Origin of the sequence: Phenylobacterium sp. SCN 70-31 (assembly GCF_001724605.1) — a bacterium.
Taxonomy (GTDB): domain Bacteria; phylum Pseudomonadota; class Alphaproteobacteria; order Caulobacterales; family Caulobacteraceae; genus Phenylobacterium.
Window position 1 is genome coordinate 239,456 of record NZ_MEEX01000006.1, and the last position, 26,015, is coordinate 265,470.

Annotated in this window: 27 protein-coding genes; 7 read left to right on the forward strand and 20 right to left on the reverse strand. The window is 70.9% G+C overall.

What is annotated here, in order from left to right; genetic code table 11:
* Nucleotides 1-5 precede the first annotated feature (5 nt).
* Nucleotides 6-611 (forward strand): hypothetical protein, encoded by a 606-nt coding sequence (locus tag ABS78_RS06515; protein ID WP_293376244.1) that lies wholly within the window; start codon nt 6-8, stop codon nt 609-611.
* A gap of 2 nt (nt 612-613) precedes the next feature.
* Here ABS78_RS06515 and ABS78_RS06520 read toward each other — a convergent pair whose 3' ends face one another.
* The 4 genes from ABS78_RS06520 to ABS78_RS06535 form a co-directional block, all read right to left on the reverse strand.
* Entirely contained in the window at nt 614-2,125 is a 1,512-nt protein-coding gene (locus tag ABS78_RS06520; protein WP_293376246.1) for an L-aspartate oxidase, read from the reverse strand.
* Nucleotides 2,118-2,588: a hypothetical protein gene (locus ABS78_RS06525; RefSeq protein ID WP_293376248.1), complete on the reverse strand. Its 471-nt coding sequence runs from the start codon at nt 2,586-2,588 to the stop codon at nt 2,118-2,120. Before ABS78_RS06525 ends, ABS78_RS06520 begins: the two co-directional genes overlap by 8 nt.
* Nucleotides 2,589-2,590: 2 nt before the next feature.
* Entirely contained in the window at nt 2,591-3,676 is a 1,086-nt protein-coding gene (gene nadA / locus ABS78_RS06530) for a quinolinate synthase NadA (RefSeq protein ID WP_293376250.1), read from the reverse strand.
* Between the two features lie 144 nt (nt 3,677-3,820).
* Nucleotides 3,821-5,788 (reverse strand): ATP-binding protein, encoded by a 1,968-nt coding sequence (locus ABS78_RS06535; protein ID WP_293376252.1) that lies wholly within the window; start codon nt 5,786-5,788, stop codon nt 3,821-3,823.
* Nucleotides 5,789-6,047: 259 nt separating this feature from the next.
* Between ABS78_RS06535 and ABS78_RS06540 the strand changes: the two genes are divergently transcribed.
* The gene (locus ABS78_RS06540; protein WP_293376254.1) at nt 6,048-7,253 is read left to right on the forward strand and encodes a cell wall hydrolase; all 1,206 of its coding nucleotides are present in this window, start codon (nt 6,048-6,050) and stop codon (nt 7,251-7,253) included.
* Nucleotides 7,254-7,293: 40 nt separating this feature from the next.
* Here the strand turns inward: ABS78_RS06540 and ABS78_RS06545 are convergent, their stop codons facing one another.
* Both ABS78_RS06545 and trxB read right to left on the reverse strand, forming a co-directional pair.
* Nucleotides 7,294-7,782 (reverse strand): N-acetyltransferase, encoded by a 489-nt coding sequence (locus ABS78_RS06545; RefSeq protein ID WP_293376256.1) that lies wholly within the window; start codon nt 7,780-7,782, stop codon nt 7,294-7,296.
* 4 nt (nt 7,783-7,786) lie between these two features.
* The gene (gene trxB, locus ABS78_RS06550) at nt 7,787-8,788 is read right to left on the reverse strand and encodes a thioredoxin-disulfide reductase (RefSeq protein ID WP_293376258.1); all 1,002 of its coding nucleotides are present in this window, start codon (nt 8,786-8,788) and stop codon (nt 7,787-7,789) included.
* 120 nt (nt 8,789-8,908) lie between these two features.
* On the opposite strand from trxB, the gene ABS78_RS06555 reads away from it, so the two are divergent.
* The 3 genes from ABS78_RS06555 (at nt 8,909) to ABS78_RS06565 (ending at nt 11,943) form a co-directional block, all read left to right on the forward strand.
* A complete protein-coding gene (locus ABS78_RS06555; RefSeq protein WP_293376260.1) occupies nt 8,909-9,112 on the forward strand; it encodes a hypothetical protein in 204 nt (67 codons plus the stop codon).
* A gap of 35 nt (nt 9,113-9,147) precedes the next feature.
* Nucleotides 9,148-10,215 (forward strand): pseudaminic acid synthase, encoded by a 1,068-nt coding sequence (pseI, locus tag ABS78_RS06560; protein WP_293376262.1) that lies wholly within the window; start codon nt 9,148-9,150, stop codon nt 10,213-10,215.
* A gap of 210 nt (nt 10,216-10,425) precedes the next feature.
* A complete protein-coding gene (locus tag ABS78_RS06565) occupies nt 10,426-11,943 on the forward strand; it encodes an NAD(P)/FAD-dependent oxidoreductase (protein ID WP_293376264.1) in 1,518 nt (505 codons plus the stop codon).
* 15 nt (nt 11,944-11,958) lie between these two features.
* On the opposite strand, the gene pseG is transcribed toward ABS78_RS06565, so the two are convergent.
* From pseG to ABS78_RS06610, 9 genes are all read right to left on the reverse strand, one after another.
* A complete protein-coding gene (gene pseG / locus ABS78_RS06570; RefSeq protein ID WP_293376266.1) occupies nt 11,959-12,972 on the reverse strand; it encodes a UDP-2,4-diacetamido-2,4,6-trideoxy-beta-L-altropyranose hydrolase in 1,014 nt (337 codons plus the stop codon).
* Nucleotides 12,973-13,097: 125 nt separating this feature from the next.
* Nucleotides 13,098-15,467, reverse strand: coding sequence for a calcium-binding protein (locus ABS78_RS06575; protein ID WP_293376268.1), 2,370 nt, complete (start codon nt 15,465-15,467; stop codon nt 13,098-13,100).
* Nucleotides 15,468-15,599: 132 nt separating this feature from the next.
* A complete protein-coding gene (locus ABS78_RS06580) occupies nt 15,600-16,571 on the reverse strand; it encodes a mitochondrial fission ELM1 family protein (protein WP_293376270.1) in 972 nt (323 codons plus the stop codon).
* A gap of 28 nt (nt 16,572-16,599) precedes the next feature.
* The gene (greA, locus tag ABS78_RS06585) at nt 16,600-17,073 is read right to left on the reverse strand and encodes a transcription elongation factor GreA (RefSeq protein ID WP_293376272.1); all 474 of its coding nucleotides are present in this window, start codon (nt 17,071-17,073) and stop codon (nt 16,600-16,602) included.
* Between the two features lie 138 nt (nt 17,074-17,211).
* Entirely contained in the window at nt 17,212-17,712 is a 501-nt protein-coding gene (locus ABS78_RS06590; protein ID WP_293376274.1) for an ATP-binding protein, read from the reverse strand.
* Between the two features lie 11 nt (nt 17,713-17,723).
* Nucleotides 17,724-18,524, reverse strand: coding sequence for a glucose 1-dehydrogenase (locus ABS78_RS06595; protein WP_293376275.1), 801 nt, complete (start codon nt 18,522-18,524; stop codon nt 17,724-17,726).
* 197 nt (nt 18,525-18,721) lie between these two features.
* On the reverse strand, nt 18,722-18,895 hold the full coding sequence (locus tag ABS78_RS06600) for a hypothetical protein (protein ID WP_293376277.1): 174 nt from the start codon (nt 18,893-18,895) through the stop codon (nt 18,722-18,724).
* A 185-nt stretch (nt 18,896-19,080) separates the two neighbouring features.
* Nucleotides 19,081-20,067, reverse strand: a complete 987-nt coding sequence (locus ABS78_RS06605; protein WP_293376279.1) for a hypothetical protein — start codon at nt 20,065-20,067, stop codon at nt 19,081-19,083.
* Nucleotides 20,067-21,125, reverse strand: a complete 1,059-nt coding sequence (locus ABS78_RS06610) for an alpha/beta hydrolase-fold protein (protein ID WP_293376281.1) — start codon at nt 21,123-21,125, stop codon at nt 20,067-20,069. The genes ABS78_RS06605 and ABS78_RS06610 overlap by 1 nt, the downstream gene beginning before the upstream one ends.
* 149 nt (nt 21,126-21,274) lie before the next feature.
* Between ABS78_RS06610 and ABS78_RS06615 the strand changes: the two genes are divergently transcribed.
* On the forward strand, nt 21,275-21,535 hold the full coding sequence (locus tag ABS78_RS06615; protein WP_293376283.1) for a hypothetical protein: 261 nt from the start codon (nt 21,275-21,277) through the stop codon (nt 21,533-21,535).
* A gap of 17 nt (nt 21,536-21,552) precedes the next feature.
* Here the strand turns inward: ABS78_RS06615 and ABS78_RS06620 are convergent, their stop codons facing one another.
* The gene (locus ABS78_RS06620) at nt 21,553-22,002 is read right to left on the reverse strand and encodes a DUF6152 family protein (protein WP_293376285.1); all 450 of its coding nucleotides are present in this window, start codon (nt 22,000-22,002) and stop codon (nt 21,553-21,555) included.
* Between the two features lie 49 nt (nt 22,003-22,051).
* Nucleotides 22,052-22,912, reverse strand: coding sequence for a hypothetical protein (locus tag ABS78_RS06625; RefSeq protein WP_293376287.1), 861 nt, complete (start codon nt 22,910-22,912; stop codon nt 22,052-22,054).
* Nucleotides 22,913-23,060: 148 nt separating this feature from the next.
* On the opposite strand from ABS78_RS06625, the gene ABS78_RS06630 reads away from it, so the two are divergent.
* Entirely contained in the window at nt 23,061-23,681 is a 621-nt protein-coding gene (locus ABS78_RS06630; protein WP_293376289.1) for a TIGR02466 family protein, read from the forward strand.
* A 56-nt stretch (nt 23,682-23,737) separates the two neighbouring features.
* On the opposite strand, the gene ABS78_RS06635 is transcribed toward ABS78_RS06630, so the two are convergent.
* The 3 genes from ABS78_RS06635 to ABS78_RS06645 form a co-directional block, all read right to left on the reverse strand.
* Nucleotides 23,738-25,399 carry a M28 family metallopeptidase gene (locus ABS78_RS06635; protein WP_293376291.1) on the reverse strand — a complete coding sequence of 554 codons (1,662 nt, stop codon included), beginning with the start codon at nt 25,397-25,399 and terminating at the stop codon, nt 23,738-23,740.
* A gap of 62 nt (nt 25,400-25,461) precedes the next feature.
* On the reverse strand, nt 25,462-25,749 hold the full coding sequence (locus ABS78_RS06640) for a type II toxin-antitoxin system RelE/ParE family toxin (protein ID WP_293376293.1): 288 nt from the start codon (nt 25,747-25,749) through the stop codon (nt 25,462-25,464).
* On the reverse strand, nt 25,746-26,012 hold the full coding sequence (locus ABS78_RS06645; protein WP_293376295.1) for a hypothetical protein: 267 nt from the start codon (nt 26,010-26,012) through the stop codon (nt 25,746-25,748). The genes ABS78_RS06640 and ABS78_RS06645 overlap by 4 nt, the downstream gene beginning before the upstream one ends.
* Between the last annotated feature and the right edge of the window lie 3 nt (nt 26,013-26,015).

Consider the following 26,015-nt stretch of genomic DNA (forward strand, 5'->3'; position numbering starts at 1 on the left):
GGGCCATGCGCGCGCCGACTTGGACGATCGTGCTGTCGGCGGCCGTCGCCGCGCTCGTGCTGGGGGCTGTGTTCATGGCTCGCGGCGGCGGCTGGACCGTGGACGGCGCCCTGGAAGGCGTTCGGATCACGGCGCGCTGGGCCTTCCCGTGGTTCATCCTGGCCTGGAGCGCCTCGTCCCTGGCGCGGCTGTGGCCCGGCGGCTGGCGCAGTGCGCTGCTGCGGCGTCGGCGGGCGATCGGCCTGGCGTTCGCGGCCAATCACTTCGTCCATCTGGGCTTCATTGTCCTGGCGGCCGGCGTCTTCGCCATGCCCTTGAGCCCGGTGTCGGTCATAGGCGGCGGGATCACCTATGCGATGATCGCGGCGATGGCGGCGACGTCCAGCGACGCGGCGGTGCGCTGGATGGGCCGCGCGCGCTGGAAGATCCTGCACGCCGTGGGGGGCTGGATGGTGCTGCTGGTCTTCACCAACAGCTATGTGGGCCGGCTGGGCGAAAAGCCCTGGCTGGCGATCCCCGCGGTGGGCCTCATCGCGCTGGCGCTGCTGGTGCGCGTCGCGGCGACGCTGAAGGGCAGGCTCAGCGGGCCGGCGGCCCCCGCGACCCTCTGACCTCAGGCCGCCTGGCATGGCGCGCGTTCGGCCAGGGTGACGAAGGTCCGCTCGGCCTCGAGGACGCCCGGGAAGTCCGAGCGGAAATGTCCGCCGCGGCTCTCGCGCCGCTCCAGAGCGGCGCGGGCGATCAGCCGCGCGGCGACAAGGGCCGCGGCGCAGCCGTGCCGGCCCTGCAGGAGGTCGATCTCGTGCAGGAGGCGCGTCAGCCCGGCCGCGTCGCGGATCACGCCGGCGTCGCGGCTCATGGCGCCGCGCAGCGCCTGGAGAGCCTCGTCGGGCAGGTCGGGCGCAGGCGTCGCGCGGAGCGGGGGCAGGTCCGAGCCCGTGTCCTCGCGCGCGGCGCGACCGGCCCGTTCGCCGAAGACGGCGGCCTCCAGCAACGAGTTCGACGCCAGTCGATTGGCGCCGTGCACGCCGGTCGAGGCGCATTCGCCCGCGGCGTAGAGGCCGGCCAGGCTCGTACGGCCGTCCTTGTCCGTGGCGATCCCGCCCATGTGGTAGTGGCAGGCCGGCGCAACCGGGATCGGCTGGATCCGCGGGTCGATCCCACCGCCCATGCAGGCGGCGAACACCGCGGGGAACGCGTCCGGGAAATGGGCGCCGACGGCCTGGCGGGCGTCCAGGAACACGCCGCGCCCGGCCGCCCGCTCGGCGTGGATGGCGCGGGCCACCACGTCGCGCGGCGCCAGTTCGGCGTCGGGGTGGTAGCGCGTCATGAACGCCTCGCCCGCGCCGTCGATCAGGGTGGCGCCCTCGCCGCGCAGGGCTTCGGTGGCCAGAGGCGCGGGATCTCGGCCGATGTCGATGGCGGTGGGATGGAACTGGACGAACTCGGGATCGGCGATCGTCGCGCCGGCCAGGGCCGCCAGCCCCAGGCCCTCGCCGCGCAACTCGGGCGGGGTGGTGGTGACGGCGTAGAGGCCGCCGATCCCCCCGGTCGCCAGGATGACGGCGCGCGCGGTGATCTCCACCACCTCGCGGCCGATGCGGGCCTGCACGCCGCGCACGCGGCCGCTCGCGTCCTGCAACAGGCCCACGAGGCGTGCGCCGGCGCGCACCTGGATGTGCGGCGCGGCCAGCGCGGCGACCACCACCGCCTGCATGATCGCCCTGCCGGCCTGGTCGCCCTTCACGCGGGCCACACGGGCGCGGCTGTGCGCGGCCTCCAGGCTCTGGGAGAATCCGCCGTCCTCGGTCCTGTCGAACGGCGCGCCCAGGGCGGCCAGCCGGCGCACGGCCGCCGGGCCTTCCTCGGCCAGCAGGCGGGCGACCTCGGGAACCACCAGCCCCGCGCCGGCGGCGACGGTGTCGGCGGCGTGTAGGGCGGGCGCGTCGTCCTCGCCCAGCGCGGCGGCCACCCCGCCTTGCGCCCAGGCCGAGGAGCACCCGCTGTTCAGCGGCGCGTCGGTGAGGACCAGCACCCTGGCGGGCGCCGCGGCCAGGGCGGCGGTCAGGCCTGCGAGGCCCGCGCCCACCACGATGACGCCGTCATGATTCAGGCGCTCAGGCATCGCTCGCCTCGTAGAACACGTCGGTCCGCCGGGCCCGGGCCTCGGGCATGAAGAGGCCGTGCACCTCCCAATGGACGCCGGTCAGCCGGCGGCCCAGGCGCGCCGCGCCGTCCCTGGCCGCGGCATGGGCCAGGCCGCGCTCGGACCAGGGTCCCAGGTGTGTCACCTGCACGGCCTCGCCGGCCGGGGTGCGCCAGGGCGAGACCGCGCCCAGGCCCGGAAAGTCGCGGGCCACGCCCACGCCGATGCGCAGGTCCAGGACGCCGTCGTCCTCGCCCTCGCACATCACCACGTCGCCCCAATAGGGACCCCAGGTCCCGGTGCGAAGCGCCGCATGGACCGAGTCCAGGGCCTTGAAGACGACCTCGCCCATCTGTTCGGGACGGACGCGGGCGGCGACGGCCGCGATCGGTTTGGCCGCCACGGGCGTGACGACCGGCTGATAGGTCGTCTCGGGCGCCATCGTCAGATCAGCTCCACGTCGACGTGGTGGCGGGCCTTCACCAGGTCGTAGCGGGCGGGCGTCACCGGGGGCGGCAGGTCGACCATGCGCTGGACGGCCAGCCGTGCGCGCTCGGCGATCGCCGGATCGACGGTCACCTCGTAGCGGTCGTGGACCAGCGCCTCGTAGATGTTCTCCAGCGTGATCCGCTTCATGTGCGGGCACAGGTTGCAGGGGCGCACGAACTCGGTGTCCACCGCGTCGGCGGCGACGTTGTCGGCCATCGAACACTCGGTGATGAGCACCACGCGCTTGGGCTTCCGCTGAATGACGTAGTCGTTCATCGCCGCCGTCGAGCCGGCGAAGTCCGACACCTCCAGCACTTCGGCCGGGCACTCGGGGTGGGCCAGCACCTCGGCGTCGGGATAGGCGGCCTTGATCTCCAGGATGTCGGCGGCGGTGAAGCGCTCGTGCACCTCGCAGCGGCCCTTCCAGGAGATGATGCCGATGTGGGTCTGGCGGGCCACGTTGCGGGCCAGGAACTCGTCGGGGATCAGGATCACCCGGTCGACGCCCCATTGGCGCGCGGCTTCCTCCACCACCTGCACGGCGTTGGCGCTGGTGCAGCAGATGTCGGTCTCGGCCTTCACGTCGGCCGTGGTGTTCACATAGGTCACCACCGGCAGGCCCGGATAGCGCTGCTTGATCAGGCGCACGTCGGCGCCCGTGATCGAGGAGGCCAGCGAGCAGCCGGCCCGCAGGTCGGGGATCAGCACGCGCTTCTCCGGCGACAGGATCTTGGAGGTCTCGGCCATGAAGTGGACGCCGGCCTGGACGATCACCTTCGCGTCCGACCGCGCGGCTTCCTTGGCCAGGCCCAGGCTGTCGCCCACATAGTCCCCGACGCCATGGAAGATCTCGGGCGTCATGTAGTTGTGGGCCAGGATGACGGCGTCCTTCTCCCGCTTCAGCCGGTTGATCTCGGCGATCAGCGGGGCCTGCACGCGCCATTCCATGGGCGTGACATGCCGTTTGACCTTCTCCCAAGCGGGTGCGGTCGCGGCTTGGACTTCCGGCGTAAAGTCGAACTGGAACCCGTCGGCGGCCATGGAACCCTCCTTATGCTCAAAGTGAGCATTTCTCAGGCCTATAAAAAGGCGTCACGTTGCGAGTCGGACGCTTATGCTCACTTCGAGCATAACGACTATATGGGCCTGACGTAGGGGTGCGCAAGGAGATTCGAACGGTGTGCGCTAACGGATCGTCTCGGCGATCTGCCGGGCCAGGGCGTCGCGCCCGTAGGGCTTGTGCAGCAGCGGCCAGGGTGCGGCGCGGGCGGTCGAGAGCACGTCGCCGGTGTAGCCGGACGACAGGATGACGCGCAGGCCGGGGCGCAGTGTCGTGGCCTCGTGGGCCAGATCCACGCCGGTCTTGTCGCCGGGCATGATGAGGTCCGTGAGAAGGAGGTCGATGGCGGCCCCGCTGCGCACGACGCCGAGGGCGGCTTCGGCGTCCCCCACGCGCCGCACCCGGTGCCCCAGGTCGATCAGCATCTCCTCGACCATTTCGGCCACCTGGAGGTCGTCTTCCGCCAGCAGGATGTCCAGGCGCGGCCCCGCTGCGGCCGGCGGCGGATCGAGGGCGGCCGCCGCCGCCTCGCCGGCCATGCGAGGCAGGTACAGGCGCACGCTGGAGCCCTTGCCCGGCGTGCTGTCGACCGTCACCGCGCCGCCGCTCTGACGGGTGAATCCGTAGACCTGGCTGAGGCCCAGCCCCGTGCCCCGGCCCTGCGGCTTGGTGGTGAAGAACGGCTCGAAGGCGCGCGCGATGGTCGCGGCGTCCATCCCCTCGCCGGTGTCGTGGACCGAGACACAGATGTAGTCGCCCGCCGGCAGTTCCTCCACCTGCCGGTCGGCGAGGCGCGCAGGCAAGGTCTCGATGCGGATCATCCCCCCGGGCGGCGTGGCGTCCCGGGCGTTGACCACGAGGTTCATGATCGCCGCCTCGAACTGGCTGGGGTCCAGATTCGCGACACCGTCCGGCGCCCCCGGCGCCAGGGTCAGGCCCACCGCCTCGCCCACCGCGCGGCGCAACAGGGGCTCGCTCTCGGCCAGCACGCCGTCGATGCGCATGAACTCGGGCTTCAGAGTCTGCCGCCGCGCGAAGGCCAGGAGCTGCTGGGTCAGGCGCTCCCCCCGCCGGGCGGCGCCCAGCGCGGCCTCGATCATCCGTTCGCGGCGTGGGGCGTCTTCGGGCCGCCGCTGCACCATGTCCAGCGCCCCGATCACCACGGTGAGCAGGTTGTTGAAGTCGTGCGCCACGCCGCCGGTGAGCTGGCCGACGGCCTCCAGCTTCTGGGCCCGCTGCAAGGCGGCCTCGGCCTCGTCGCGCTCGGCCAGGGCCGCCTGGACCCGTTCGGCCAGCAGCTCGTTGATCCGCGTGAGGTCGGCTTCGGCCTGTTTGGCGTGGGTGACGTCATAGCCGACGCCGACATAGCCTTCGAAGGTCCCGTCGGCGCGCCACCTGGGCTGCGACAGCGAACGGACCCAGCGGAATGCGCCGTCCCGGTGGCGATAGCGGGCCTCGAGGATCACCGGCTCGTGCGCGGATTCCCGCGCGACCTGCTCCGTCAGCACCCGGTCCAGGTCGTCGGGATGCAGGACCTTGCGCCAGTCGAAGGCGATGGCCTCCTCGTACCCCACGCCCAGGAAGTCGATATAGGCCTCGTTCGCGAACTCCCGCCGTCCGTCCGTCCGGGTCACCCACATCAGCACCGGCGCGGAGTCCGCGAGGGTGCGAAAGCGCGCTTCGGTCGCCTCCAGCGTCTTCTGGGCCGCGGCCTGGGCGTCCCGGGCGGCGTCGAGCTTCAGGAGGGCGTTGCGCAGGCCCGCGGACACCACCACGGTCAGGGCGGCCGAAAGCGCGAACATCACCGTCACCGCCAGGCTGTCCGCGCCGGGACCAGTGGTCAGCGGGTCGACGCGGCCCAGGATCAGGGCCGCCGCCAGGGTCGCCCAGCCCCAGCGCGGGCCGGCGTAGAGCGTGGCCAGCATCAGGGCGGGGAAGGTGGTCGCCGAGACGGTCGTGATGCTGCCGGGGCCAAGGGTGGCCATCCGCGCCAGCACGGCCGCGCCAAGCGCCGCCGCGCAGACGGCGAAGGCCGCGGCGACGTTCGGCGGCCGCCGGGGGATGAGCCTTATCGGCCAGGCGATCGAGGTCATGTCGGTGCGGTGTGCCTCGCGCGCGCTGTGGGCCACGCCAGCATGGGGTGCGGTCCAAGACGACGCAACCGTAAGGGCGATCCCCTGGGACGAGATGTCCAGCGTGTCGCAGTTGCACGAAAATTGCCGGAGTCGGGTCCAAATGACGCCGGTATGCGCCTATATGCGACGCCCGATGCTGCAAGGCCGCCTGTCATGGGTGACGCCGAAAGGGAGGGGTGAGCCCCTGACTTCGAACCCAGATACGAGGCCTCGCGCCATGGTCGCCGTCGCCGGGGCCGCGACAAGAGGCGCCAGGCTAGGAGCCGTCGTCCTCGCCGCCGGCGCGGCGCTGGCGGGCTGCGCGCCCGAGACCGCCCGTCCCGTCGCCGAGACGGCGCGCTTCGTGTCCCGTGACATGTCGGATTCGGGCTTGTTCCACCTGGCGGCCGGGATGGATCCCGCCATGCGCGCGCTGGTCGTCCGGCACGACCCCGGGGTCCGTCGCGCCGACCTGTGGGCGCGGCCCGAGGGTTGGACCCGGCTCGATCTGGAGAACGTTCCCACCCTGGGCCTGGACCTGGGCGAGACCGATCCCACGACCGCCGAGGAGCTGAACGCGCTCCGGCCCTTCTCCAAGCTGCCGATCCGGCCGATGCGACCCTTCGTGCTCAAGGACACCGGGCCGGACTACGCCCGTGCGTTCCAGTGCCTGAGCCAGGCCGTCTATTACGAGGCGGCGCGCGAGCCGCGCCTGGGCCAGGAGGCGGTGGCCCAGGTGGTGCTGAACCGCATGCGCCACCCCGCCTATCCGAAATCGGTTTGCGGCGTCGTCTACCAGGGCTCGGCGCGGGTCACCGGCTGCCAGTTCACCTTCACGTGCGACGGCTCGTTGCGCTGGGCCCCCCAGGGCGACCTGTGGCGGCGCGCCCAGGACGTGGCCCGGCGCGCGCTGGCTGGCCATGTGGACAGGACGGTGGGCTCGGCGACGCACTATCACGCCCAGTACGTCGCCCCTTACTGGGCGCCCACGCTGGTGAAGATGACCCAGGTCGGCCAGCACATCTTCTACCGGTGGACCGGGCCGTGGGGCGAGCCGCCGGCCTTCACGGGGCGCTATGCGGGGGGCGAGGCCTATCTGTCGCCGGCCGTCCTGGGCGGCGTGGACGCCCGGACGCAGGGCGGCCTCCTGGCGCCCGAACTCCAGGGCGTACCGGCCGAACGCCGGATCACCCTGGCGGTGGCCGGAGAGGTCAGGACCTACGACGTGGTCGATCCCACCATGCCCGGCGGCGAGCGGACGCGTGTGCGGGGCGTCCTGATGTCCACCCGCCGTCAGCCGACCGCCGAGGAGATCCAGCGCATCAACAAGAGCCTGGAGGAAGTGGAGCGGACCCTCGACAGGCCCGGCGCTGCGCCGCCTTCGATCTCGTCGTCGGTCCCGCCGGTGAGCGCCGCGCCGCCGGGGACGTCGCCCGCCGACTGATTCTGGCCGCCGGCTTTTCTTCCGGTCGTAGCCGGCGCGTTCAGGCCGGGAAGGCGTCGGGATAGGCGACGCTGAGCGGTGCGTCGAAGGCGCCGGCCTGGAGCGCGAGCGCCATGAACGCCGGGCTGCCGGAATAGGCCGACGTCACCTGAGCCGCTGTTTCGGGGGCGAAGCCGAAGCGCGGGTAGTAGCCGGGGTGCCCCAGCACCAGCACGCCGTGCGCGCCGAACTCGCGGGCGCTTTCCAAGCCCGCCCGCACCAGGGCGGTTCCGATCCCGCCGCGCTGCAGCCCGGGCCTCACGGCCATCGGCGCCAGGGCCGCGAACAGATCGGCGCGGTCGGCGAACAGCCGGCTGAACAGGATATGGCCGTCCACCCGACCGTCCTCGGCCGCCACCAGCTCGAACAGCACGTCGCCGCCCGCCCGCAGCCGTTCGATCAGGGCCGCCTCGTCGGGCTGGCCGAACGCGAGCGTATTGACCTCGGCGATGGCCGGGCGATCCTCCGCGCGGGCGTACCGGACCGCCACCGACCTACCAGGCCCCGATCTTCTGGGCTTCCTGATGGCTGATCGGGTGCTGGGCCTTCCTGTGGTCCTCTTCCGCGAGGAACCGAACGGCCTCCAGCGCCGCCATGCAGCCCATGCCCGCCGCGGTCACCGCCTGGCGGTAGACGTCGTCGGTGACATCGCCTGCGGCGTAGACGCCCGGGATCGCGGTGGCGGCCGTGCCCGGCTTCACCTTCAGATAGCCCGACGCGTCCATCTCGAGCTGACCCTGGAAGAGCTGGCTGGCGGGCGCGTGGCCGATGGCGATGAACACCCCGTCCGCCGCGACCGTCCGGGTTTCGCCCGTGTTGACGTCCTTCAGCCGGACGCCGGTGACGCCCATCGGGTCGGTCTCGCCCAGCACCTCGTCGATGGCGTGGTTCCAGACCACCTCGATCTTCGGGTGGTTGAACAGGCGCTCCTGCAGGATGCGCTCGGCCCGGAGTTCGTCGCGCCGGTGGACCAGCGTCACCTTGGACGCGAAGTTGGTGAGGAACAGCGCCTCCTCGACGGCCGTGTTGCCGCCGCCCACCACGATCACCTCCTTGCCGCGGTAGAAGAAGCCGTCGCACGTGGCGCAGGCCGAGACGCCGAAGCCCTGGAACGTCTGCTCGGTGGGCAGGCCCAGCCACTTGGCCTGGGCGCCGGTGGCGATGATCAGGGTCTCGGCCAGCCAGACCTGGCCGCTGTCGGTCTCCAGGCGGAACGGGCGCTTCGACAGGTCGGCCGTGGTGACGATGTCGCTGACGATCTCGGTGCCCACGTGTGCGGCCTGGGCCTGCATCTGCTCCATCAGCCAGGGGCCCTGGATGACGTCGGCGAAGCCGGGATAGTTCTCCACGTCGGTGGTGATGGTGAGCTGGCCGCCGGGCTGTATGCCCTGGATCAGCACTGGCTTCAGCAGGGCGCGCGCGGCGTAGACGGCGGCGGTGTAGCCGGCGGGGCCGGAGCCCACGATCAGGCAGCGGACGGAACGAGGTTCGGACATGCCGCCTATGTAGGTCGGATTCTGGCCGCTTGCGATGGGATCAAGCCGTGAACCTCGGCCTCTGATCGTCACGGGCGCCGCGGCTGGAACCATCTCTGTGGTCAAGCTTTATCGTTGGCGATGGACAGCAAGCTCAAGATCGCCGGCATCGTCTTCCTCGCCGCCCTCGCGTTCGGCGCGCTTTGGGCGCTCTGGATCGGTCTGAAGGTTCTGGCCTCGATCGCGGGGGCGGGTCTAGTGGTCGGTCTGGCGGTGGGCGTCGTCATGGGCGTGCGCTCGCGCCGGAAGCTTCCGCCGCCCGAGGATCGCGCGCAGATTGGTTAACGCGGCTTTCAGCCGTGCGGGCGTATTCTGCTCCCATGGCCCAGGCCCCGCACATCGAGCCCGAGATCGAGATCGCCGGACGGAAGATCGGAGCCGCGCATCCGCCCTTCGTGATCTGCGAGCTGTCGGGCAACCACAACGGCAGCCTGGAGCGCGCGCTGCGCATGGTGGACGCCGCCGCCGACACCGGCTGCGACGCCATCAAGATCCAGACCTACACCGCCGACACCATCACCATGGACGTCGACCGGCCCGAGTTCCGCATCCACGGCGGCCTGTGGGACGGTCGCAGCCTCTACGAACTGTACCAGGAGGCCCAGACGCCGTTCGAATGGCACGCCGCCATCTTCGAGCGGGCGCGCAAACGGGGCGTCATCGTCTTCTCCAGCCCCTTCGACGAGACGGCCGTGGACCTGCTCGCCGATCTCGACGCGCCAGCCTACAAGATCGCCTCGTTCGAGGCGGTGGACCTGCCGCTGATCCGCTACGCGGCGGCCCGCGGCAAGCCGCTGATCATCTCCACCGGCATGGCCAACCTGGCCGAGATCGAGGCCGCGCGGGCGGCGGCGCTGGAGGCGAGCGCGCCGGGCGTCGTGCTGCTGCACTGCGTGTCCAGCTATCCGGCCGTGCCCGAGGACGCCAACCTCCGCACCATCGGCGACATGGCCAGGCGGTTCGACTGCCCGGTCGGCCTCTCGGACCACACCATGGGCACGGCCGCCTCGGTGGCGGCGGTGGCGCTGGGCGCCTCGGTGATCGAGAAGCACTTCACCCTGGCCCGCGCCGACGGCGGCCCTGACGCCGCCTTCAGCCTGGAGCCGGCCGAGTTCAAGACGCTGTGCGACGACACCCGGTCCGCCTGGACCGCCCTGGGCCGCGCCCATTACGACCTGCTGGGATCGGAGCGGGGCAACGTCATGTTCCGGCGCTCGCTCTACGTCGCCGCCGACGTGAAGGCGGGCCAGCCGCTCACGCGCGCCAACGTCCGCTCCATCCGCCCGGGAAACGGCCTGCCGCCGGCCCACCTGGACGAGGTTCTGGGCAGGACGGCCGCGCGCGATCTGGCGCGGGGCGAACCCCTGGGCTGGGACATGCTGGCTTAGGCCGAACGCGGTCCCCCTTTTCAGCCCCGTTTCCAACCCCGTGTGCGGCGCGAGGTAAGCCGCAGGCAGGCCACCGGCCGGCAGACTCCGCGCTCGACACGCGCCTGGCTTCGCGCTTTATATTATCGACGATAAGTTATTGACCTCGATCAAGGCCCGCACGCCGGGCTGCAGCAGGTTGGGGCGAAGAACCAGAAGCGGGAGGGTGCGATGACCGTCGCGACAGAGGCGCCGACCAGGGCCGGCCATTTCGACGTCCTGATCGTGGGCGCGGGCATTTCCGGGATCGGCGCCGCCTATCACCTGAAGACCCGGTCGCCCGACCGCAGCTTCGTTGTCCTGGAGACGCTGGAGAGCTTCGGCGGCACCTGGCTCACCCACAAATACCCCGGCATCCGCTCGGACAGCGACCTCTACACCTTCGGCTACCGCTTCAAGCCCTGGGTCGGGCCGCCGATCGCCACCGCCCAGGAGATCCTCAACTACATGGGCGAGGTCATCGACGAGAACGATCTCGGCGGCCACATCCGCTATGGTCACCGCATCCTTCGCGCGGCCTGGTCCAGCGCCGAGAACCTCTGGACGATCGAGGCGGTGAAGCTCGACACCGGCGAGCGGCTCACCTTCACGGCCGGCTTCCTCTGGATGTGCCAGGGCTACTACCGCCACGACCAGGGCTACACGCCCGAATGGGAGGGTATGGCCGACTTCAAGGGCCGGATCGTCCACCCGCAGACCTGGCCCCAGGATCTGGACCTCGCGGGCAAGAAGGTCGTCATCATCGGCTCGGGGGCCACGGCCGCGACGCTGCTGCCCAACATCGCCGACGATTGCGCGCACGTGACCCTGCTCCAGCGGTCGCCGACCTATTTCATCCCCGGCCGCAACGCCATCGACATCGCCGACCAGCTCCGCCTGCTGAAGGTGGACGAGAGCTGGATTCACGAGATCGTCCGGCGGCAGCAGCTCTACAACGGCGATCTCTTCACCCGCCGGGCCGTCGAGGAGCCCGAGACCGTGAAGCAGGAGCTGCTGGCCGGCGTCAGCGCCTTCGTGGGCCCCGAGATCACGGAGAAGCACTTCACGCCCAGCTACCGTCCCTGGCGCCAGCGCATCGCCTTCGTGCCGGACGGCGACCTGTTCCGCGCGGTGAAGAGCGGCAAGGCCTCGGTCGTCACCGACCATATCGAACGCTTCACCGAGACCGGCATCCGTCTCAAGTCGGGCGAGACCCTGGACGCGGACGTCGTCATCACCGCCACCGGTTTCGATCTCAGCGTCCTGGGCGACATCGACTTCGCCATCGACGGCGAACCGCTGAACTTCGGCGACACGGTCACTTACCGCGGGATGATGTTCACGGGCGTCCCCAACCTGGTCTGGGTGTTCGGCTATTTCCGGGCCAGTTGGACCTTGCGGGCCGATCTGGTCGCCGACTTCGTCCTCCGCCTTCTCGACCAGATGAAGGCCAAGGGCGCGAAGAAGGTCTCGGTCGCCCTGCGACCCGAGGATCGGGACATGCCGAGGCTCTCGTGGATCGACCCCGAGAACTTCAATCCCGGCTACCTGATGCGCTCGATGCACCTGCTGCCCAAGCGCGGGGACAAGCCGGAATGGCAGCACAGCCAGGACTACTGGGCCGAGAAGGACGAACTGCCGCAGATCGACCTGGACGATGCGGCCTTCGTCTACGAAGGCGCCGACCCCGGCGCCTCGCGCGCCGCCTGAGGCCAAGGCTGACGCTCAGCGGCCGGCGATCAGCCGCAGGAAGGTCTCGGCCGTCCGGCCCGCGCCCAGCCCGTCGCACGTCTCGGCGCTGCGCCGGGCGAGGTCGCGCCGCAGATCGGCGTCGCGGAGCAGCCGCCACAGCGCCTTGTCCATCGTCGCGTCGAAGTCGGGGTCGGCCAGGTCCAGCACGATGGCCGCTTCCCGCTCGGCGAGCGCCTGCGCATTGGGTCGCTGGTTGTCGGCCAGGATCACCAGGATGGACGGCAGGCCCAGCACGCAGCGTTCCCATGTGCTCGAGCCGGCCGCGCCGATCCCGATGTCGGCCTCTGCCGTCAGGCGCGCCATGTGCGGGGTGTCCACATGGAGCAGCAGCCGGGTGTCGCGCCGGGCGATCTTCGCCAGGCCGGGAAGGCTGGGCGCGCCCGCGCCCAGGACGATGTCGAGTCCCGCGTCCTGAAGCCGAGGCCGCACCCGCTCGACGATCCGGGCGGTGACGCCGCCCACGTCGGTCAGGCCCATGGAGATCAGAATCCGCTGCACCGGCTCGCCGCGCCAGGCCAGGGCGGGCTCGCGCAACGCCGCGAACTCGGGTCGGACAGCGGCGAACTCGGGTCCGAGCAGCAGGCGGGTCGTCTCGGGAACCAGGCCGAGATAGTCTTCGGCCCGGCGGGCCGGGCCCGCGTCAACCACCACGTCGGCGCCGAGAGGCCGGTCGGCCAGGTCGTCGACGACCAGAACGGGCCGACCCTGGGCCATCGCCCGGTGGTCGGGTTCCGAGAGGCCGTAGTGGTCGAACGCGACGGCGTCGAAGGCTTCGCGCACGGCCGCCGCGGCCAGGTCCTCGGCGGCGATCCGCTCGGCGTCGGGGGCGAAGGCGTCCAGCACCTCGGCCAGGGCGGGCGGTCCGACGAAGGCGAAGGTCGCGCCCTGGGCGGACATCGCCCGGGCCAGGGTGAGGCTGCGCATCACATGGCCCCCGCCCACGGTGGGGCCGGCGTCGACGACGAACAGGATCCGCGGGCCGGTCATAACCGCCGATGGCCTCCGAAATGGGCGAGATCGGGGCAAGTCATGCCGACGACTTCATCCGATGCGGCCCCAAAAAGCAAAGGGCCGCCCCGAAGGGCGGCCCCGCGACGCGCAGATGCCGCGCGTCAGAGGATGTTGGTCTCGCCGATGTCGGCGAGCGTCTTGCCGACCAGCAGCACCGACTCGTCGGCGGTGCCGTTGCCGCCGTCGTCGTAGAAGACGACCACGTCGGACCCGATCGCCACGGCCACATAGATGACCGTGCCGTCCATGAGCGCTTCGGCCGCCGTCACGGCGGCGGCGAAGTCGGCCGCAGTGGCTTCGGCGTAGTTCGTGCCCGAGCCGGCCGCGTCGCCGAACTCGATCCGATCCGCGCTGGTCCAGTCGTTGATCGCGTCGATGGTCGCCAAGCCGCCCACGCCGCTGTCGCCCGCGCCGATCACGAAGACGTCCGTTCCCGACCCGCCGCTCATCACGTCGCGCCCGGTTCCGCCTTCGATCGTGTCGTTGCCCGAGCCGCCCACGATGGTGTCGGTCCCCGCGCCGCCCGAGAGGCTGTTCGCCCCGCCGCCGCCGCTGATGCTGTCGGCGCCGTTTCCACCGTCGATGGTGTCGGCGCCCGATCCGGCCACGATGGTGTCGGCGCCGTCGCCGCCGGCGATGGTGTTCAGGCCCTCGCCGCCGTCGATCGAGTCGGCGCCGTCGCCGCCGTCGATGGTGTCGTCGCCGGCCGCGCCGGTGATGCTGTCGCCGCCGGTTCCGCCCACCAGGGTGTCTGCGCCCGAACCGCCGTCGATGATGTTGTCGTCGGCGCTGCCGCTGCCGTCGATGCTGTCGGCGCCGTCGCCGCCGCTGGCCGCGGCCCGCCCGGTGAAGCTGATGACGTCGTCGCCGGCGCCGCCGTTGATGATGTCGACGCCGCCCGCGGTGGTGCCGCCGGTGTTGATCGTGTCGTTCCCGCCGCCGGCCGACACCGAGTCGTTGCCGTTGCCGGTGGTGATGCTGTCGGTTCCGCTTCCGGTCACGACCGTGTTGGCGCCGGCGCCGGCGTTGATGATGTTCGCGCCTTCGCCGCCGTCGATCGAGTCCGCGCCGGCGCCGGTCGTGATGTTGTCGGCGCCCGCGCCGCCCGAGACGGTGTTCGAACCGCCCGTATCGACCAGGGTGTCGTCGCCGTCGCCCAGGTTGATGCTGTCGTTGCCCGCCGCGCTGGCGACCGTATCCGAGCCGGCGCCTGCCGAGATGGTCAGGTTTCCGCCCGCGGCCGATCCGTCGATGCTGTCGGCGCCCGCGCCCGTCGTCACGCTCCCGCTGCCGGTCAGGGTGATGCGGTTCGCGCCCGCGCCGCCATCGATCGTGTCGGCGCCCGAACCGCTGTTGATGGTGTCGTCGCCGTCGCCGCCCGAGATGCTGTCCGAACCCGCCCCGGTCGAGATGGTGTCGGCTCCGGCGCCGCCCGAGATCGTGTTGTCGCCGGCGCCCGCGGCGATGGTGTCGTCGCCGCCGCCGCCCGAGATGTTGTCCGAGCCGGCGCCGGCCGTGATGCTGTCGTTGCCGACCCCGCCGGTGACCGTGTTCGCGCCGCCGCCCGCGTCGACGACGTTCGTCCCCGAACCCGTGTCGATGAGGTCGGCGCCCGAGCCGGCGACCAGCGAGTCGTTGCCGGCCCCGAGGTTGACGGTGTTGGCGCCGTCGCCCGCGTTGACCGTGTCGTTGCCGTCGCCCGCGTCGATGATGTCGGCGCCGGAGCCGGCCACGATGGTGTCGGCGCCTGCGCCGCCGTCGAGCGAATCCGCGCCGCCGCCGCCCGTCAGGTTGTCGTTTCCTTCCTGGCCGCCGATGGTGTCGTTGCCCGCGCCCCCGACGATGGTGTCGTCGCCCAGGTTGCCCAGCATGTAGTCGTTGCCGCCGGAGCCCACGATGGTGTCGTTGCCCTGGCCGCCCAGCAGCAGGTCGGAGCCCGAGCCGCCGGTGATGCTGTCGTCGCCGAGGTTGCCCTGCGCGAACTGCAGCACGCCGGGATTGCTTCCGGCGCCGACGTTGATGGTGTCGTTGTCGCGGCCGCCGTAGATGACGTCGTCGCCGTCCCCGCCGTTCAGGACGTCGTCGCCCTGGTTGCCCTGGAGCAGGTCGTCGCCCGCGCCGCCGTTGAGCGTGTCGTTGCCCAGCCCGCCGTAGAGGCCGTCCGCGCCGGCGGTGCCGGTGACGTTGTCGTCGCCGGTGGTGCCCGCGTACAGCAGGGAACTGTCCGGGAAGATCGCGGCCGAGCCGCCGGTGGTCGAAATCGCCCGGAAGCCGCCGGGATCGCTGAAGGTGATCGAACGCCCGTCGCCGTTCAGGATGATCAGGTCGGGCGAGTTCACCGTGAACGGCACGAAGCTCACCGAGATCTGAGCGGCCGTCAGCGTCGGCTTGGTGAAGACCAGCACGTCGTTCGTGGCGTTGAAGGCGAGCGCCTGCGCCGGCGTGATGTCATCGAAGAAGAACGTCGCCACTGTGCGGCCCCCAAATGCGAATCGGTTTGCGTCCCTGAGCGGGAGGCTATCGGCAATTCCTTAGCTAAAGTTACTGCGCGAGGCGAACGCAACAACAATGCGCCGCGCGGCGGCTCCGGTTCCTCATCCGCCTCAGGGCTCGCCGTCGTAGCGAAGCAGGATTTCCTGCGCGGCCCGGTCCGTCTCGGCCAGGGGCGCATAGGCCGGCGCTTCGAAGGCGCCCGCGAACGGGGCCGCGATCCCCTGGGCGGCCAGGTCGGCGTGGAACCGGGCCAGCTTGGCGCTGTGGCCCTTCATCGGCAGGACGAAGACGGGCTTTCCCGTCGCCGCGGCGTCGGTGGCCAGGTTCGTGGAGTCCTCGGTGACCAGGATCGCGTCCGCGGCGGCCAGGAAGGCGAAATAGGGGTTCTCGCCCGCGCCGTCCCATATCCATCCCGCAAGGCCGGCGAGCGCGGCGGTCATGGCCTCGCGCGCGGCCGTGGGCGTGCGCCGCGTGAACGACACCATCAGGGCGCCGCCTGTGCGTTCCACTGCGGTCCTCACGTCCCGCGCTATCCGCCGGGCGTGATCGGCCGGCAGGTCGTGGGCCTTGGACCGGCCGCCGACGATCAGCGCGATGCGCGGCCTGGGCAGGGCGTCCAGCCGCTCGGCGAACCGCGCCTGCGCCAGGGCCAGCGTCTCGGGGGTGATCCGGTTGGGCGCGCCCAGGATCGGAACCACGTTCGGCCCGCTCAGCCCGTCGTGCGTCGGCGGGACGACCACGTCGAAGCGCGCCAGCGGCGCCTTGGGGTCCTGGGCCTGGACCACGAAGGTCTTGCCGCCGCTCCAGGCCAGGATGCGCGTCGACAGGGGAAGCGTCGCGCGGCCGGCGCCGATCCAGATGTCGGGCCAGGGCGCGGCGATCGGGTCGCCGGCGCGGGCGGCGGGCGGGATCAAGCGCCAGGGCAGGCGTCCCAGGCCCCATCGCCATGCGATCCGCTTCGGTGCGACCAGGGCCGGGCGCCGGCGGGCGATCGCCTCGCCCAGGCCCAGGACCTGGGCCTCGATGCCGGCCCGGCCGTCCGAGACGGCCCAGATACGCAAGGGACGGGGCGCGCCGCTCATCGGCGCGTCGCGCGCAGGGCGGGGTGGGTCAGACCCACTCCACCTTGACGATCTCGTAGGCCTTCACGCCGCCCGGGGTGTTCACCTCGACCACGTCGCCGGTCTCCTTGCCGATGATCGCACGCGCGATCGGCGAGGTGACCGACACGCGGCCGCGCTTCACGTCGGCCTCGTGCTCGCCCACGATCTGGTAGCGGGCCTCTTCCTCGGTGTCCTCGTCCACGACCGAGACCGTGGCGCCGAACTTCACCTGCGAGCCGCTCAGCTTGGAGACGTCGATGACCTGGGCGCGGGCCATCTTGTCCTCGATCTCGGCGATCTGGCCTTCGATCCAGCCCTGGCGTTCCTTGGCGGCATGGTACTCCGCGTTCTCCGACAGGTCGCCGTGCGCACGCGCTTCGGCGATGGCGGTGATCACCGCGGGACGCTCAACCGTCTTCAGACGCTTCAGATCTTCGTCGAGGGCCTTGTAGCCCTCGGCGGTCATCGGAACTTTTTCCATCGTGACTCGAGATTCGCCTTGCTCAATCCCCAGCCCGCAGGGGCATGGCGCATGCGCCCCCGGGGGCAGAAAAGCTAGGATTGTGCGGCGCAAAAATCAAGACCGAGCCTCAAATGGTCTGGTCTGCGAGCGCCTTCGTCATGCGCTTTCGCTGATGATCGCCCCGTCCAGCTCCTCGGGAAGCGGTGGTTCATAGACCCCTTCGATGAAGTCGAACAGTTCGGGCGTCACCTCGATGGCGAAGTTTTCCCCGCGCACCACGTTGCGCTCGGCCACCCGCCCGCGGCGTACGTCGGCCGGCGCGGTGACGAAATGCCACTGGATCGGCAATTCGGCGCCGTCCGCGATCTCGCGCACCCGCGCCCGGTCGGCGCGGCTCATCAGGCCGATGTCCAGGATCACCGAGGTTCCGGCCGCCAGCACGCCGGCGGCGGCCGACCAGATCTGGGCCTCGCAGCGCTGCACCCGCTCCACCATCCAGGCGTATTCGATGGGGTCGGGCATGTCTGGCGCGAAGAGGCGCGCCATCCATTCGTCCAGGATGAACGCCACCGCGCCCTCGCGCCGGGCGAAGGTGTGGGCGTAGGTGGTCTTGCCGGCGCCCGAAGGGCCGAAGATGACGTGCAAAGTGGCGCTCATGGCCCGCCGAGCTAGCGCAGGGTGAGGCCGCCGTCGATCACCATCTCCATTCCGGTCACGTAGCGGGCCTCGTCCGAGCATAGCCACAGCACGCCGTTGGCGATGTCCTCGGGCACGCCCTTGACCCCCATGGGCACCGCCATCGCCGACATGGCGTCCAGGTCGGGCATGGCGTTCGCGCCCGGCGTGATCGCCGCCTGCACGGTGATCCAGATGGGGGTTTCGATCAGGCCCGGATGCACCGAGTTCACGCGGATGCCGTCGCGGGCGTTGGCGCACTCCAGCGCCACCGACTTGGTGAAGAGGCGTACGCCGCCCTTGGTGGCGCAGTAGCCGGCCAGGTTGGCCGAGCCCTTCAGGCCCGCCACCGACGACATGTTCACGATGCTCCCGCCGCCGCCGCTCTCGCGCATCAGCGGAATGGAATGCTTCACGCCCAGGAACACGCCGTCCAGGTTGATGGCCGTCTGGCGGCGCCAGTCGGCGAGGCTCATGTCCAGGATCGAGCCCCCGATCCCGATCCCGGCGTTGTTGACCAGGATGTCCAGTCGGCCGTGGCGCGCCTTGATCCCGGCGACCACCGAGGCCCAGGCGTCCTCGTCGGTGACGTCGTGGCGCGCATACTCGGCCCGGCCCCCGGCCGCCGCGATCCCGGAGGCCGCCTCGCGGCCCAACTCGTCCTGGATGTCGGTGAGGACGACGGTCGCCCCCTCGGCGGCCAGCTTTTCGGCGCACCCCCGCCCGATTCCGCTCGCTCCGCCGGTGACCAGGGCGACCTTGCCCGCCACGCGCCCTGCCGTTTCCCCTGCCACGACGTCTCTCCCTTATCGTTGTTCAGTTGACGTCGTAGCGCAGCCCCGGCCCGGGGCCTAGCCGTCTCGGCGGGACACAGGTCTCGGGGGAGGGAGAGGAAGATCTCAGGCGCAGCAGATCCCGTCGCGCCTCGCGATGCGCGGTGGCGACCTCATGTCGCCCTGCCTCGAACGTCGGGGCCGGGGTGGCCCCTCGGCTACTGCATCCACTTCGGCGTGGTGTCGCCCGTGGTGACGATGCCGAAGATCAGGCCGATGGCGAGCAGCACGATGGCGCCGACCATCACCATCCCGATCATGCCTTCGAACCTCTCGAAGAGATGCCGGGGCTTGTGAGGCTTGGCGTGGGTCGTATGCGTCTCGGTTTGCATGACGTCTTCCTCGCAATCCGTTGTGGAGTGTCTTGGTCTCCACGCCAGGCTGCGGCAGACGCCAGAGGCGTCCCCCGGAAGTTCGCAGGACCCGATCGGACCCTTGATGCGGGCCGCCGGGGCGCGCCCTTGCCGCCTGTCTCAGTCAGGCGATGCGGCGAGTCTGCGCCTTCGCCGAACGGCGGTCAACGTGCAATCGGAGGCGCCCCATCTTCGCCGGACTGCAATTTCTGCGCGCGGGTCGCGGCCAGCGCGTAGATGTCCGTCGGCGTCAGCCAGTCGTTCACGGCGCCCACGATCGGGCGGCCGCCGAAGTCGCCCCGTACGAAGCTGCCCTGCCAGGCCCGGCCGTAGATGGGGATCTCGTAGCGGGTCAGGGCTTCCAGGCGCCCTGAGGTCGCCTTGGCGTCGCGGAAGCGCCAGGCGACCCCCCGCGACGCGCCCGGCGGGTCCAGGGTCATGTCGGCCAGGGGCGCTTCGGCGCCGTCGACCTGCCAGCCGCCGGTGGCGCCCTGGGCCAGCAGCAGGGTGGTGGCGTTCAGTCCGTCGCCCGCCAGGAAGGCGTAGTTGAACGGCGCGTCGAAGCGCGGCGCCGCCTGGCGCTGCTCGTGGAACTTGGCCAGGCCCTCGTGCTCGAAGGTGCGGCCGCCGATCTCGACCCGCGCCCGGCAAAGGCCGTAGACCTCCTCGCGCCCCTCGAGAACCCGGGCCGAGAGCGGGCTGACCGCCTGGAACCTTCCATCGATCCGACCCTGGACCGGCCCCTCGCCGTGGGGGGCGCTGCGGCTGTCGTGGAAGCCGAGCTTGGCCGCCAGCCGCACGGCGGGCAGCGCGCCGTGCCGCCGCGTACGCAACAGTTCCGCGTCGGCGCCGGGCGCGCGCCAGCGGGCCACGGGCTCGTCCGCCAGCCGCATGGCCCCCGCGGGCAGGTCGTGGCGGGTGAACGCGTACAGTCGCCCCTCGTGCAGCAGATGGCACCACAGCCAGGTGAAGCCTTGCACCGGGAACCGGCAGAACCGCAGGGTCAGCGCCGACGAGCCGTCCCGCGCCACCGACATCACCATCGCGGATTCGGAATAGGCGTCGCTGCCGCGCACCCTCAGGTCGTCGGCGTGAGCCGCGCGGGCGACAGCCAGGGCCGGCGCCGCGGCGATCAGGTCGCGCCGGCGCATCAGCGGGCCTCCGTCGGCGCTGAAGTCGGGGGAAGCGGCGGTCGCGGTTCGTCGTCCGGCACGCCCGCCGCCCGGCGCATCCGGGTGATCATGGCCGTCTGCCGGGCGAAGCTGTCGTCGGGCGGTGGCGGGCGCAGCACCTGCCGGTCCAGGAAGCGCAGGCCGTCGCGCACGCGCGGCGGGATCGTGCGGCCCAGATGGTCGGCGCCGCGCACCAGCCGGTATTCGTGCGGCACGTCGTGGTCCCACATCACGCGGTGGAGGAATTCGACGCCCTCGTGCAGGTTGAACATGTCCCGGTCGCCGGCCTCCACATAGATCTGCAGCCCCGTGTCCAGGATCGCCTGGCGATTGGCGATCACCATGTTGGCGGGGTTGGAGCGCCGCCAGAGCGCCGTGTCCACGGGATCGCCGAAGACCTTCCGGAAGAACGCGTCGTCGCGCTGGAAGCGGTTGCGCATCTTCACGGCGTCGAAATCCAGCGCAGGCTCGATCCCGGCCTCCAGCGCCGCCAGTCCGCCGAACACCTGCGGATGGTTCAGGCCCAGGCGCAACGCGCCCAGCCCGCCCATCGAAATCCCCGACACGACGGTCGCCTCGCGCCGGGCGTCCAGGCCATAGCGCCGGCGAAGCTCGGGGACCAGTTCGGTCACGATGAAGGTCTCCCATTTCTGGGAGCCGTCCTTGAAGTCCATGTAGAGCGAACGGCCGACATCCGGCGTGGCCACCGCGGCGGGCGGGAAATCGCCGGCGGCCCAGGCGGCCTCGATCGTCGGGCGCATCTGGGTCAGGAAGCCGTTGTCTCCGCCGCCGCCGTGCAGCATCAGCAGCAGCGGAAGCTCCTGCGCCGGTGTGCGCCCGGCCGGCAGCAGCACCGACACCTTGACCGGCGAGGGGACCAGCTTCGACGTCAGCTCGATCGTCTCGATCCGCGACTGCGCGTGAGCCGGGCCCGCCGGCGTGAAGCCCGCAGCGACCAGAGCCGTCGCAAACAGGGCCGTCGCAAGCAGCGGCGTCGCGAACAGGGCGCCCAGCGCGCCCAGGATGGCTTTCGGCACGTTCCACTCCGGTGTTTCCCGGCAGGCTAGCCAGCTTTCGCCCGACGGGGGAGACGCGACGCCGATAGCTCGGGTCTATGAGACCGCCAGCGATGGACATACGCCCCGCACGACGGCAAACCCGCGGGGATTTCGCGGGAGCAGGGTCTATGGTCGATCTCGACGACTACATCGACGGCGGCGACGAGGCGGGCGACGTGGCCGCCGATTTCGCCGCCCTGAAGGATTGTCTCAAGGCGCTCGCCGACGCCGTGGCCAGCACCAACCTGGCGGTCATCAACGCCGCCCAGGGCGATCCGCCGGCGGCCACCCAGCGCGTCCAGGCCTCGGTCGCGGCGCTGAAGCGCTTCCACGAGGCCTACAAGGTGCTGGAGCAGGCCGACGAGGCCGAGGCGGACGACGAGGCGTAGGTTCGCCGCTCGCGGCCTCAGCGGTCGGTGGGGTCCGAGCCGTCCTTGGGCGCGCCCGTGCCCGACGAGCCCATGAACAGCTTCTTCCCGTCCGGCAGGGTCACGTCGCGGCCGTTGGCCTTGCAGGCCGGCCGGCACAGCTTGTCCTTGGACTGATAGCCGCGGACGATGATCTCGGTGCCCGGCCGCAGCGAGTTGCGGTCGATCCCCGCGCGCAGGAGCGTGTTGGGCGTGCCGCCCTCGACCATCCAGGCGGTGGTGGTGCCGTCGGGGTTGTTGGCCGCGATGTGGACCCAGGCGTGGGGGTTGATCCATTCCACGCGGGTCACCTTGCCCCGGAGCAGCACGGGCGCCTTGCCGTCGAACTCGGCGGCGAAGGCGTGGTGGGCCCAGGCGGCCCCGCCCGCGGCCACGGCGCTCAGCGCGGCGGCGACGGCGGTGGCGACGATCGCGGTCTTCTTGTTCATCCTCTAGCCTCCAAAGGCCAAAACACATTCGGTCGCGGACGGGACGGGCCTACTTCAGCGGCTCCTTGCGCAGGTCGCCGTACATCAGTTCCTCCACGAACTCGACGCACTTGAACTGGCCGAGCCGCGCGTCCTCGCCCTGACGCCTGTAGAGGTTGAAGCTCATCTTCCAGGGTCGCGTGAAGGTGACCGGGTCGGTGATCGTCGCTTCGTAGCGCAGGGTGGTGGGGCCGGTGAGGGTCCAGCGTTCCTCGACCGTCATCTGGTCGGAGTGGTGGTTGCCGGCCCGGTCGAACCAGGTGCGGTCGTTCATCCCGGAGACCTTCACCACCAGGGTGTCGCCTTCCCAGCGGGCCACCGATTGGCCCATCCAGCTGTCCACCGGCGGCGGGCCGGGGTCGTTGAACAGGATGTTCCGCACCGCCCCTGCATATTCGTAGGCGACCAGCATCGAGGTGTCGGACTGGAAGATCTGGAGCGGGAGGTGCATGTAGTTCGCCCGCGGCACGCCGGGCAGGTAGCATTTCACCTCGGGGTCGCGTTCCAGGTAGTGGGCGCGGTTCTCGTCGCGGAGCTTCCTGGCGTCGTCCGTGTAGGGGATCTCGCCGCCCTCCACGATCCCCGGTCCCGCCGGCACGGCGCCCACCGCCCCCAGGGCGATCACGTCCTTGGCCGGAAGCGGCGTGTAGGGGCCGGGCCGAAGTTGCAGCGCCGCGCGCGCGCCGTGGGGCTCGATGTCCCAGCCGGCGGTGTTCATCGCCTGCCAGACGCCGTTCAGGTCCGGGTGCTTGGTTCCGGGAAGGCGCGGCGCCTTGTAGCTCGCGGCCGCTCGGGCCTTGGGCTGCGCTTCGGCGACGATGGGCGCGGCCAGGAGGCTCGCCGCCGCCAGCGCCGCCAGAATCCTGATCATGACCCGTTTCCCCCGTCTTCCCGCCTTGCCTGTTCCCGCCTTGTCCGACGGATTTCCTTGATATCCGGCCGAACCTAGACGACCCGACCGCGCCCGGCCAGACGCAGCAGGCGTTCCGAAAGCCGCCGGGCTGAGGTATGCCGCACGCATGACGCTGCGCCCGCTCTTCGCCACGCCGATTTACGAAGCGACCCTTACAACAGACCGCAGCTTCGAAAATTTCAACAGCGAGATTTTGGAGGCCTGCGAGGCCCTGGCCGATGAGGACGTGGCGGGTCGCGCCTGGAGCCGGGCGCACGGCTACGGCGGCTACACGTCCTATGCGTCGCTCGACGACCTGCCGCAACGGATGAGCGTGTTCGCCGACCTGAAGCGCCGGCTGGACCGGCACGCCCGCGCGTTCGCCGAGGCGCTTCACCTGGACCTGGGCGGCCGCCGGCTGGCGCTCGATAGCCTGTGGGTCAACGTCCTGAAGCCGGGGGCGGGCCATTCGGGCCATATCCACCCCCACAGCACCCTGTCCGGCACCGTCTACGTGGCCACGCCGCCAGGGGCCAGCGCGCTCAGGATCGAAGACCCGCGCCTGCCGCTTATGATGGCCGCCCCGCCGCGCCGCGCCGATGCGCCCGAGGAGGCGCGGGCCTTCGTCTACCTGCAACCGCAGCCGGGCACGATCTACATGTGGGAAAGCTGGCTGCGCCACGAAGTGCCCCCCAACCGAGCCCGGACGCCGCGGGTGAGCGTGAGCTTCAACTACGGCTGGCGATAGGCGGGCCCATCTCGCCGATGGTCCTCCGTCGAGGCGCCGCCGGCGAGCCCGAGCGCTCAGTCCGCCACCGATCCCCTTGGGCCGAACTTCACGCCGAAGAAGTCGCCCCTGTTCCAGAGCGGGCGGGCGTCGGCGTCGGCCAGTTCCCGGGTGATCTCGTAGTTGATCCGGGCGAACTTGGCGCCGGCGGCGTAGTCGATCGGTTGGGCCAGGTCGTCGCAGGGCTTGTGGTAGCACTGGGCCAGGAAGCCGCGGAACTTCGCCTCGCCGCCGTTCTGGAAGCCGGTCATCAGGAAGGTGGACGGCACGCCGATCTCCACGAACCGGAAGTGGTCCGAGCGGGTGAACAGGCCCTCCTCGGGCATCGGGTCGGGCGACAGCGCGACGCCTGTGCGGGTCGCCGCGCGCTGGACGGCCTGGGCGATCCCCGACCGCTCGGACCCGAACGCCACGACGTCCACGAAGTCGTAGGTCAGGACCGGCATGTCGAGGTTGACGTTGGCCACCATCGTCCCGGCCACCGTCGGGTTGCGGGCGAAATATTCGGCGCCCAGCAGGCCTTTCTCCTCGGCGGTGACGGCCAGGAACAGGATCGAACGCCGGGGCGCCCGGCCCGAGTCCCGGAACGCGCGGGCGACTTCCAGGGTGGTGGCGATCCCGCCGGCGTTGTCCAGCGCGCCGTTGTTGATGGAATCCCCGTCGACCGGCGCGGTGATCCCCACGTGGTCCAGGTGGGCCGACAGGACGACGATCTCGTCCTTCAGCTTGGGGTCCGACCCGGGCAGCAGGCCGGCGACGTTGGCGCTGCGGGTGGTCCGGGTCTCGGTGCGGATCGCGGCGTCCAGCCGGTAGGGCAGGGCGAAGCGCGGCGCCTCGCCCCTGGGCTTTTCGGCCGCCGCCACGGCGTCGGCATAGGATCGGCGGGCGCCGGCGAACAGCTTGTTCGCGCCGGCCACGCTCAGCGTCGCCAGCATCGGCGTGCGCGCCGCAGTATCGAAGGCCGTGCCGTCGGGGCGCGTCCAGGTCATCGACCAGGACTCGGCGGCGCGTCGCATCTGGGCGAACGGACGCCGGGTCTCGTCGCTGGGGCGATAGGCCAGCACCAGGCCTACGGCGCCGTTCGCCTCGGCGGCGAGGCGCTTGGTGCGCACGCTGGCGTAATAGGCCCGCTCCTCGGTCTGGAAGCCGGACGGCGCGCCCTGGAAGACCACGACGATCTTCCCCTTCACGTCCAGACCCCGATAGTCGTCGCGGCCGCGCTCGGGCGCCACGACGCCGTAGCCGGCGAAGACCAGCGGCGCGTTCAGCTTCAGCTCGGGCGCGCCCAGCGGGCGGCCGGTGATCACGTCCTCGCCAGGGACCAGAACCGTTTCCGCGCCTCCTCGGTCCAAGAGGGCGAAGCGCCCGTCGTCCGCCTGGCGCACGGCCAGCAGCGGAGTGTCCTGGAACCAGGTGGTCTTGCCCTCACGGACGTCGCCCGCAGGCGTGAGGCCGAGCTGGGCGAACTGGCTCGCCACATAGGCCGCGGCGATGTCGTAGCCGCGCGTGCCGGCCTCGCGCCCCTCCAGCAGGTCCGAGGCCAGGAACTCGACGTGGGCGCGCACCGCGGCGGCGGATCGGTCGAGGTCCGACGGGACTTGGCCGGCTGCGCTTGACGATAGCGCGAAGGAGGGGAGGGCGAAGAGTGCGGCGGCGGCCAGGAAAACAGGTGTCTTCAATGCGGACTCCGGGAGTTTGCGCGCGTTTCTAGAGGTCTGGCGAGCCCCGCGCCAGACACGTGTCACCGCGTCTCCCGCACGTGGAAGATCTGGGCTACGAAGACCGAATCTTTATCCACACGATATTGGATCGCATATCCATAGCGTCCGAATTTCACCTTCAACTCTCGAAGGCCCAAGCCTGGATCGACGAGGAAGCCACGTTCAGAAAGCTCGGTTAGGGAAATCAGGGCGCCTTCCAGTGTCGCATGGGCTCTGCGGGCCGTCGCGGGATCGCGCTGGGCGAGGAATGCGACGAGGCGGGACAGGTCGTCTCGCGCCATAGGCGAGAGCCGGAGGGTCCGCTTCAATCGCGGCCCGCCAACCTGGCTTCCAACTCCGAATTGAAATGCGCCATCGCCTCTTCGACTGAGATGTACGCGCCAGTCCGATCGTACGTCGCCAATCGCCGCCGGGATTCCGCCAGGATGTCGCTCGCCGCGTCGTGGCCGAGGTCCTCCCTGATGATTCCGCGGACATAGTCCTCGACAGACATTCGAGCCGCGTCGGCGGCCTCTGTGAGGCGCCTCTGCATGTCATCATCCAGTTTCAGCGTGATCTCGCCGTCGGCCATGAC

Bases quoted from the DNA above. Each gene is read 5' to 3' on its own strand.
- ABS78_RS06590 (WP_293376274.1), bottom strand. From the start codon at position 17,712: ATGAGCGCCACTTTGCACGTCATCTTCGGCCCTTCGGGCGCCGGCAAG.
- ABS78_RS06615 (WP_293376283.1), top strand. From the start codon at position 21,275: ATGGTCGATCTCGACGACTACATCGACGGCGGCGACGAGGCGGGCGAC.
- ABS78_RS06625 (WP_293376287.1), bottom strand. From the start codon at position 22,912: ATGATCAGGATTCTGGCGGCGCTGGCGGCGGCGAGCCTCCTGGCCGCG.
- ABS78_RS06630 (WP_293376289.1), top strand. From the start codon at position 23,061: ATGACGCTGCGCCCGCTCTTCGCCACGCCGATTTACGAAGCGACCCTT.
- ABS78_RS06520 (WP_293376246.1), bottom strand. From the start codon at position 2,125: ATGCCTGAGCGCCTGAATCATGACGGCGTCATCGTGGTGGGCGCGGGC.
- ABS78_RS06535 (WP_293376252.1), bottom strand. From the start codon at position 5,788: ATGACCTCGATCGCCTGGCCGATAAGGCTCATCCCCCGGCGGCCGCCG.
- greA (WP_293376272.1), bottom strand. From the start codon at position 17,073: ATGGAAAAAGTTCCGATGACCGCCGAGGGCTACAAGGCCCTCGACGAA.
- ABS78_RS06605 (WP_293376279.1), bottom strand. From the start codon at position 20,067: ATGCGCCGGCGCGACCTGATCGCCGCGGCGCCGGCCCTGGCTGTCGCC.
- ABS78_RS06515 (WP_293376244.1), top strand. From the start codon at position 6: ATGCGCGCGCCGACTTGGACGATCGTGCTGTCGGCGGCCGTCGCCGCG.
- ABS78_RS06620 (WP_293376285.1), bottom strand. From the start codon at position 22,002: ATGAACAAGAAGACCGCGATCGTCGCCACCGCCGTCGCCGCCGCGCTG.
- pseI (WP_293376262.1), top strand. From the start codon at position 9,148: ATGGCCCAGGCCCCGCACATCGAGCCCGAGATCGAGATCGCCGGACGG.
- ABS78_RS06580 (WP_293376270.1), bottom strand. From the start codon at position 16,571: ATGAGCGGCGCGCCCCGTCCCTTGCGTATCTGGGCCGTCTCGGACGGC.
- ABS78_RS06645 (WP_293376295.1), bottom strand. From the start codon at position 26,012: ATGGCCGACGGCGAGATCACGCTGAAACTGGATGATGACATGCAGAGG.
- ABS78_RS06525 (WP_293376248.1), bottom strand. From the start codon at position 2,588: ATGGCGCCCGAGACGACCTATCAGCCGGTCGTCACGCCCGTGGCGGCC.
- nadA (WP_293376250.1), bottom strand. From the start codon at position 3,676: ATGGCCGCCGACGGGTTCCAGTTCGACTTTACGCCGGAAGTCCAAGCC.
- pseG (WP_293376266.1), bottom strand. From the start codon at position 12,972: ATGACCGGCCCGCGGATCCTGTTCGTCGTCGACGCCGGCCCCACCGTG.
- ABS78_RS06600 (WP_293376277.1), bottom strand. From the start codon at position 18,895: ATGCAAACCGAGACGCATACGACCCACGCCAAGCCTCACAAGCCCCGG.
- ABS78_RS06565 (WP_293376264.1), top strand. From the start codon at position 10,426: ATGACCGTCGCGACAGAGGCGCCGACCAGGGCCGGCCATTTCGACGTC.
- trxB (WP_293376258.1), bottom strand. From the start codon at position 8,788: ATGTCCGAACCTCGTTCCGTCCGCTGCCTGATCGTGGGCTCCGGCCCC.
- ABS78_RS06540 (WP_293376254.1), top strand. From the start codon at position 6,048: ATGGTCGCCGTCGCCGGGGCCGCGACAAGAGGCGCCAGGCTAGGAGCC.
- ABS78_RS06555 (WP_293376260.1), top strand. From the start codon at position 8,909: ATGGACAGCAAGCTCAAGATCGCCGGCATCGTCTTCCTCGCCGCCCTC.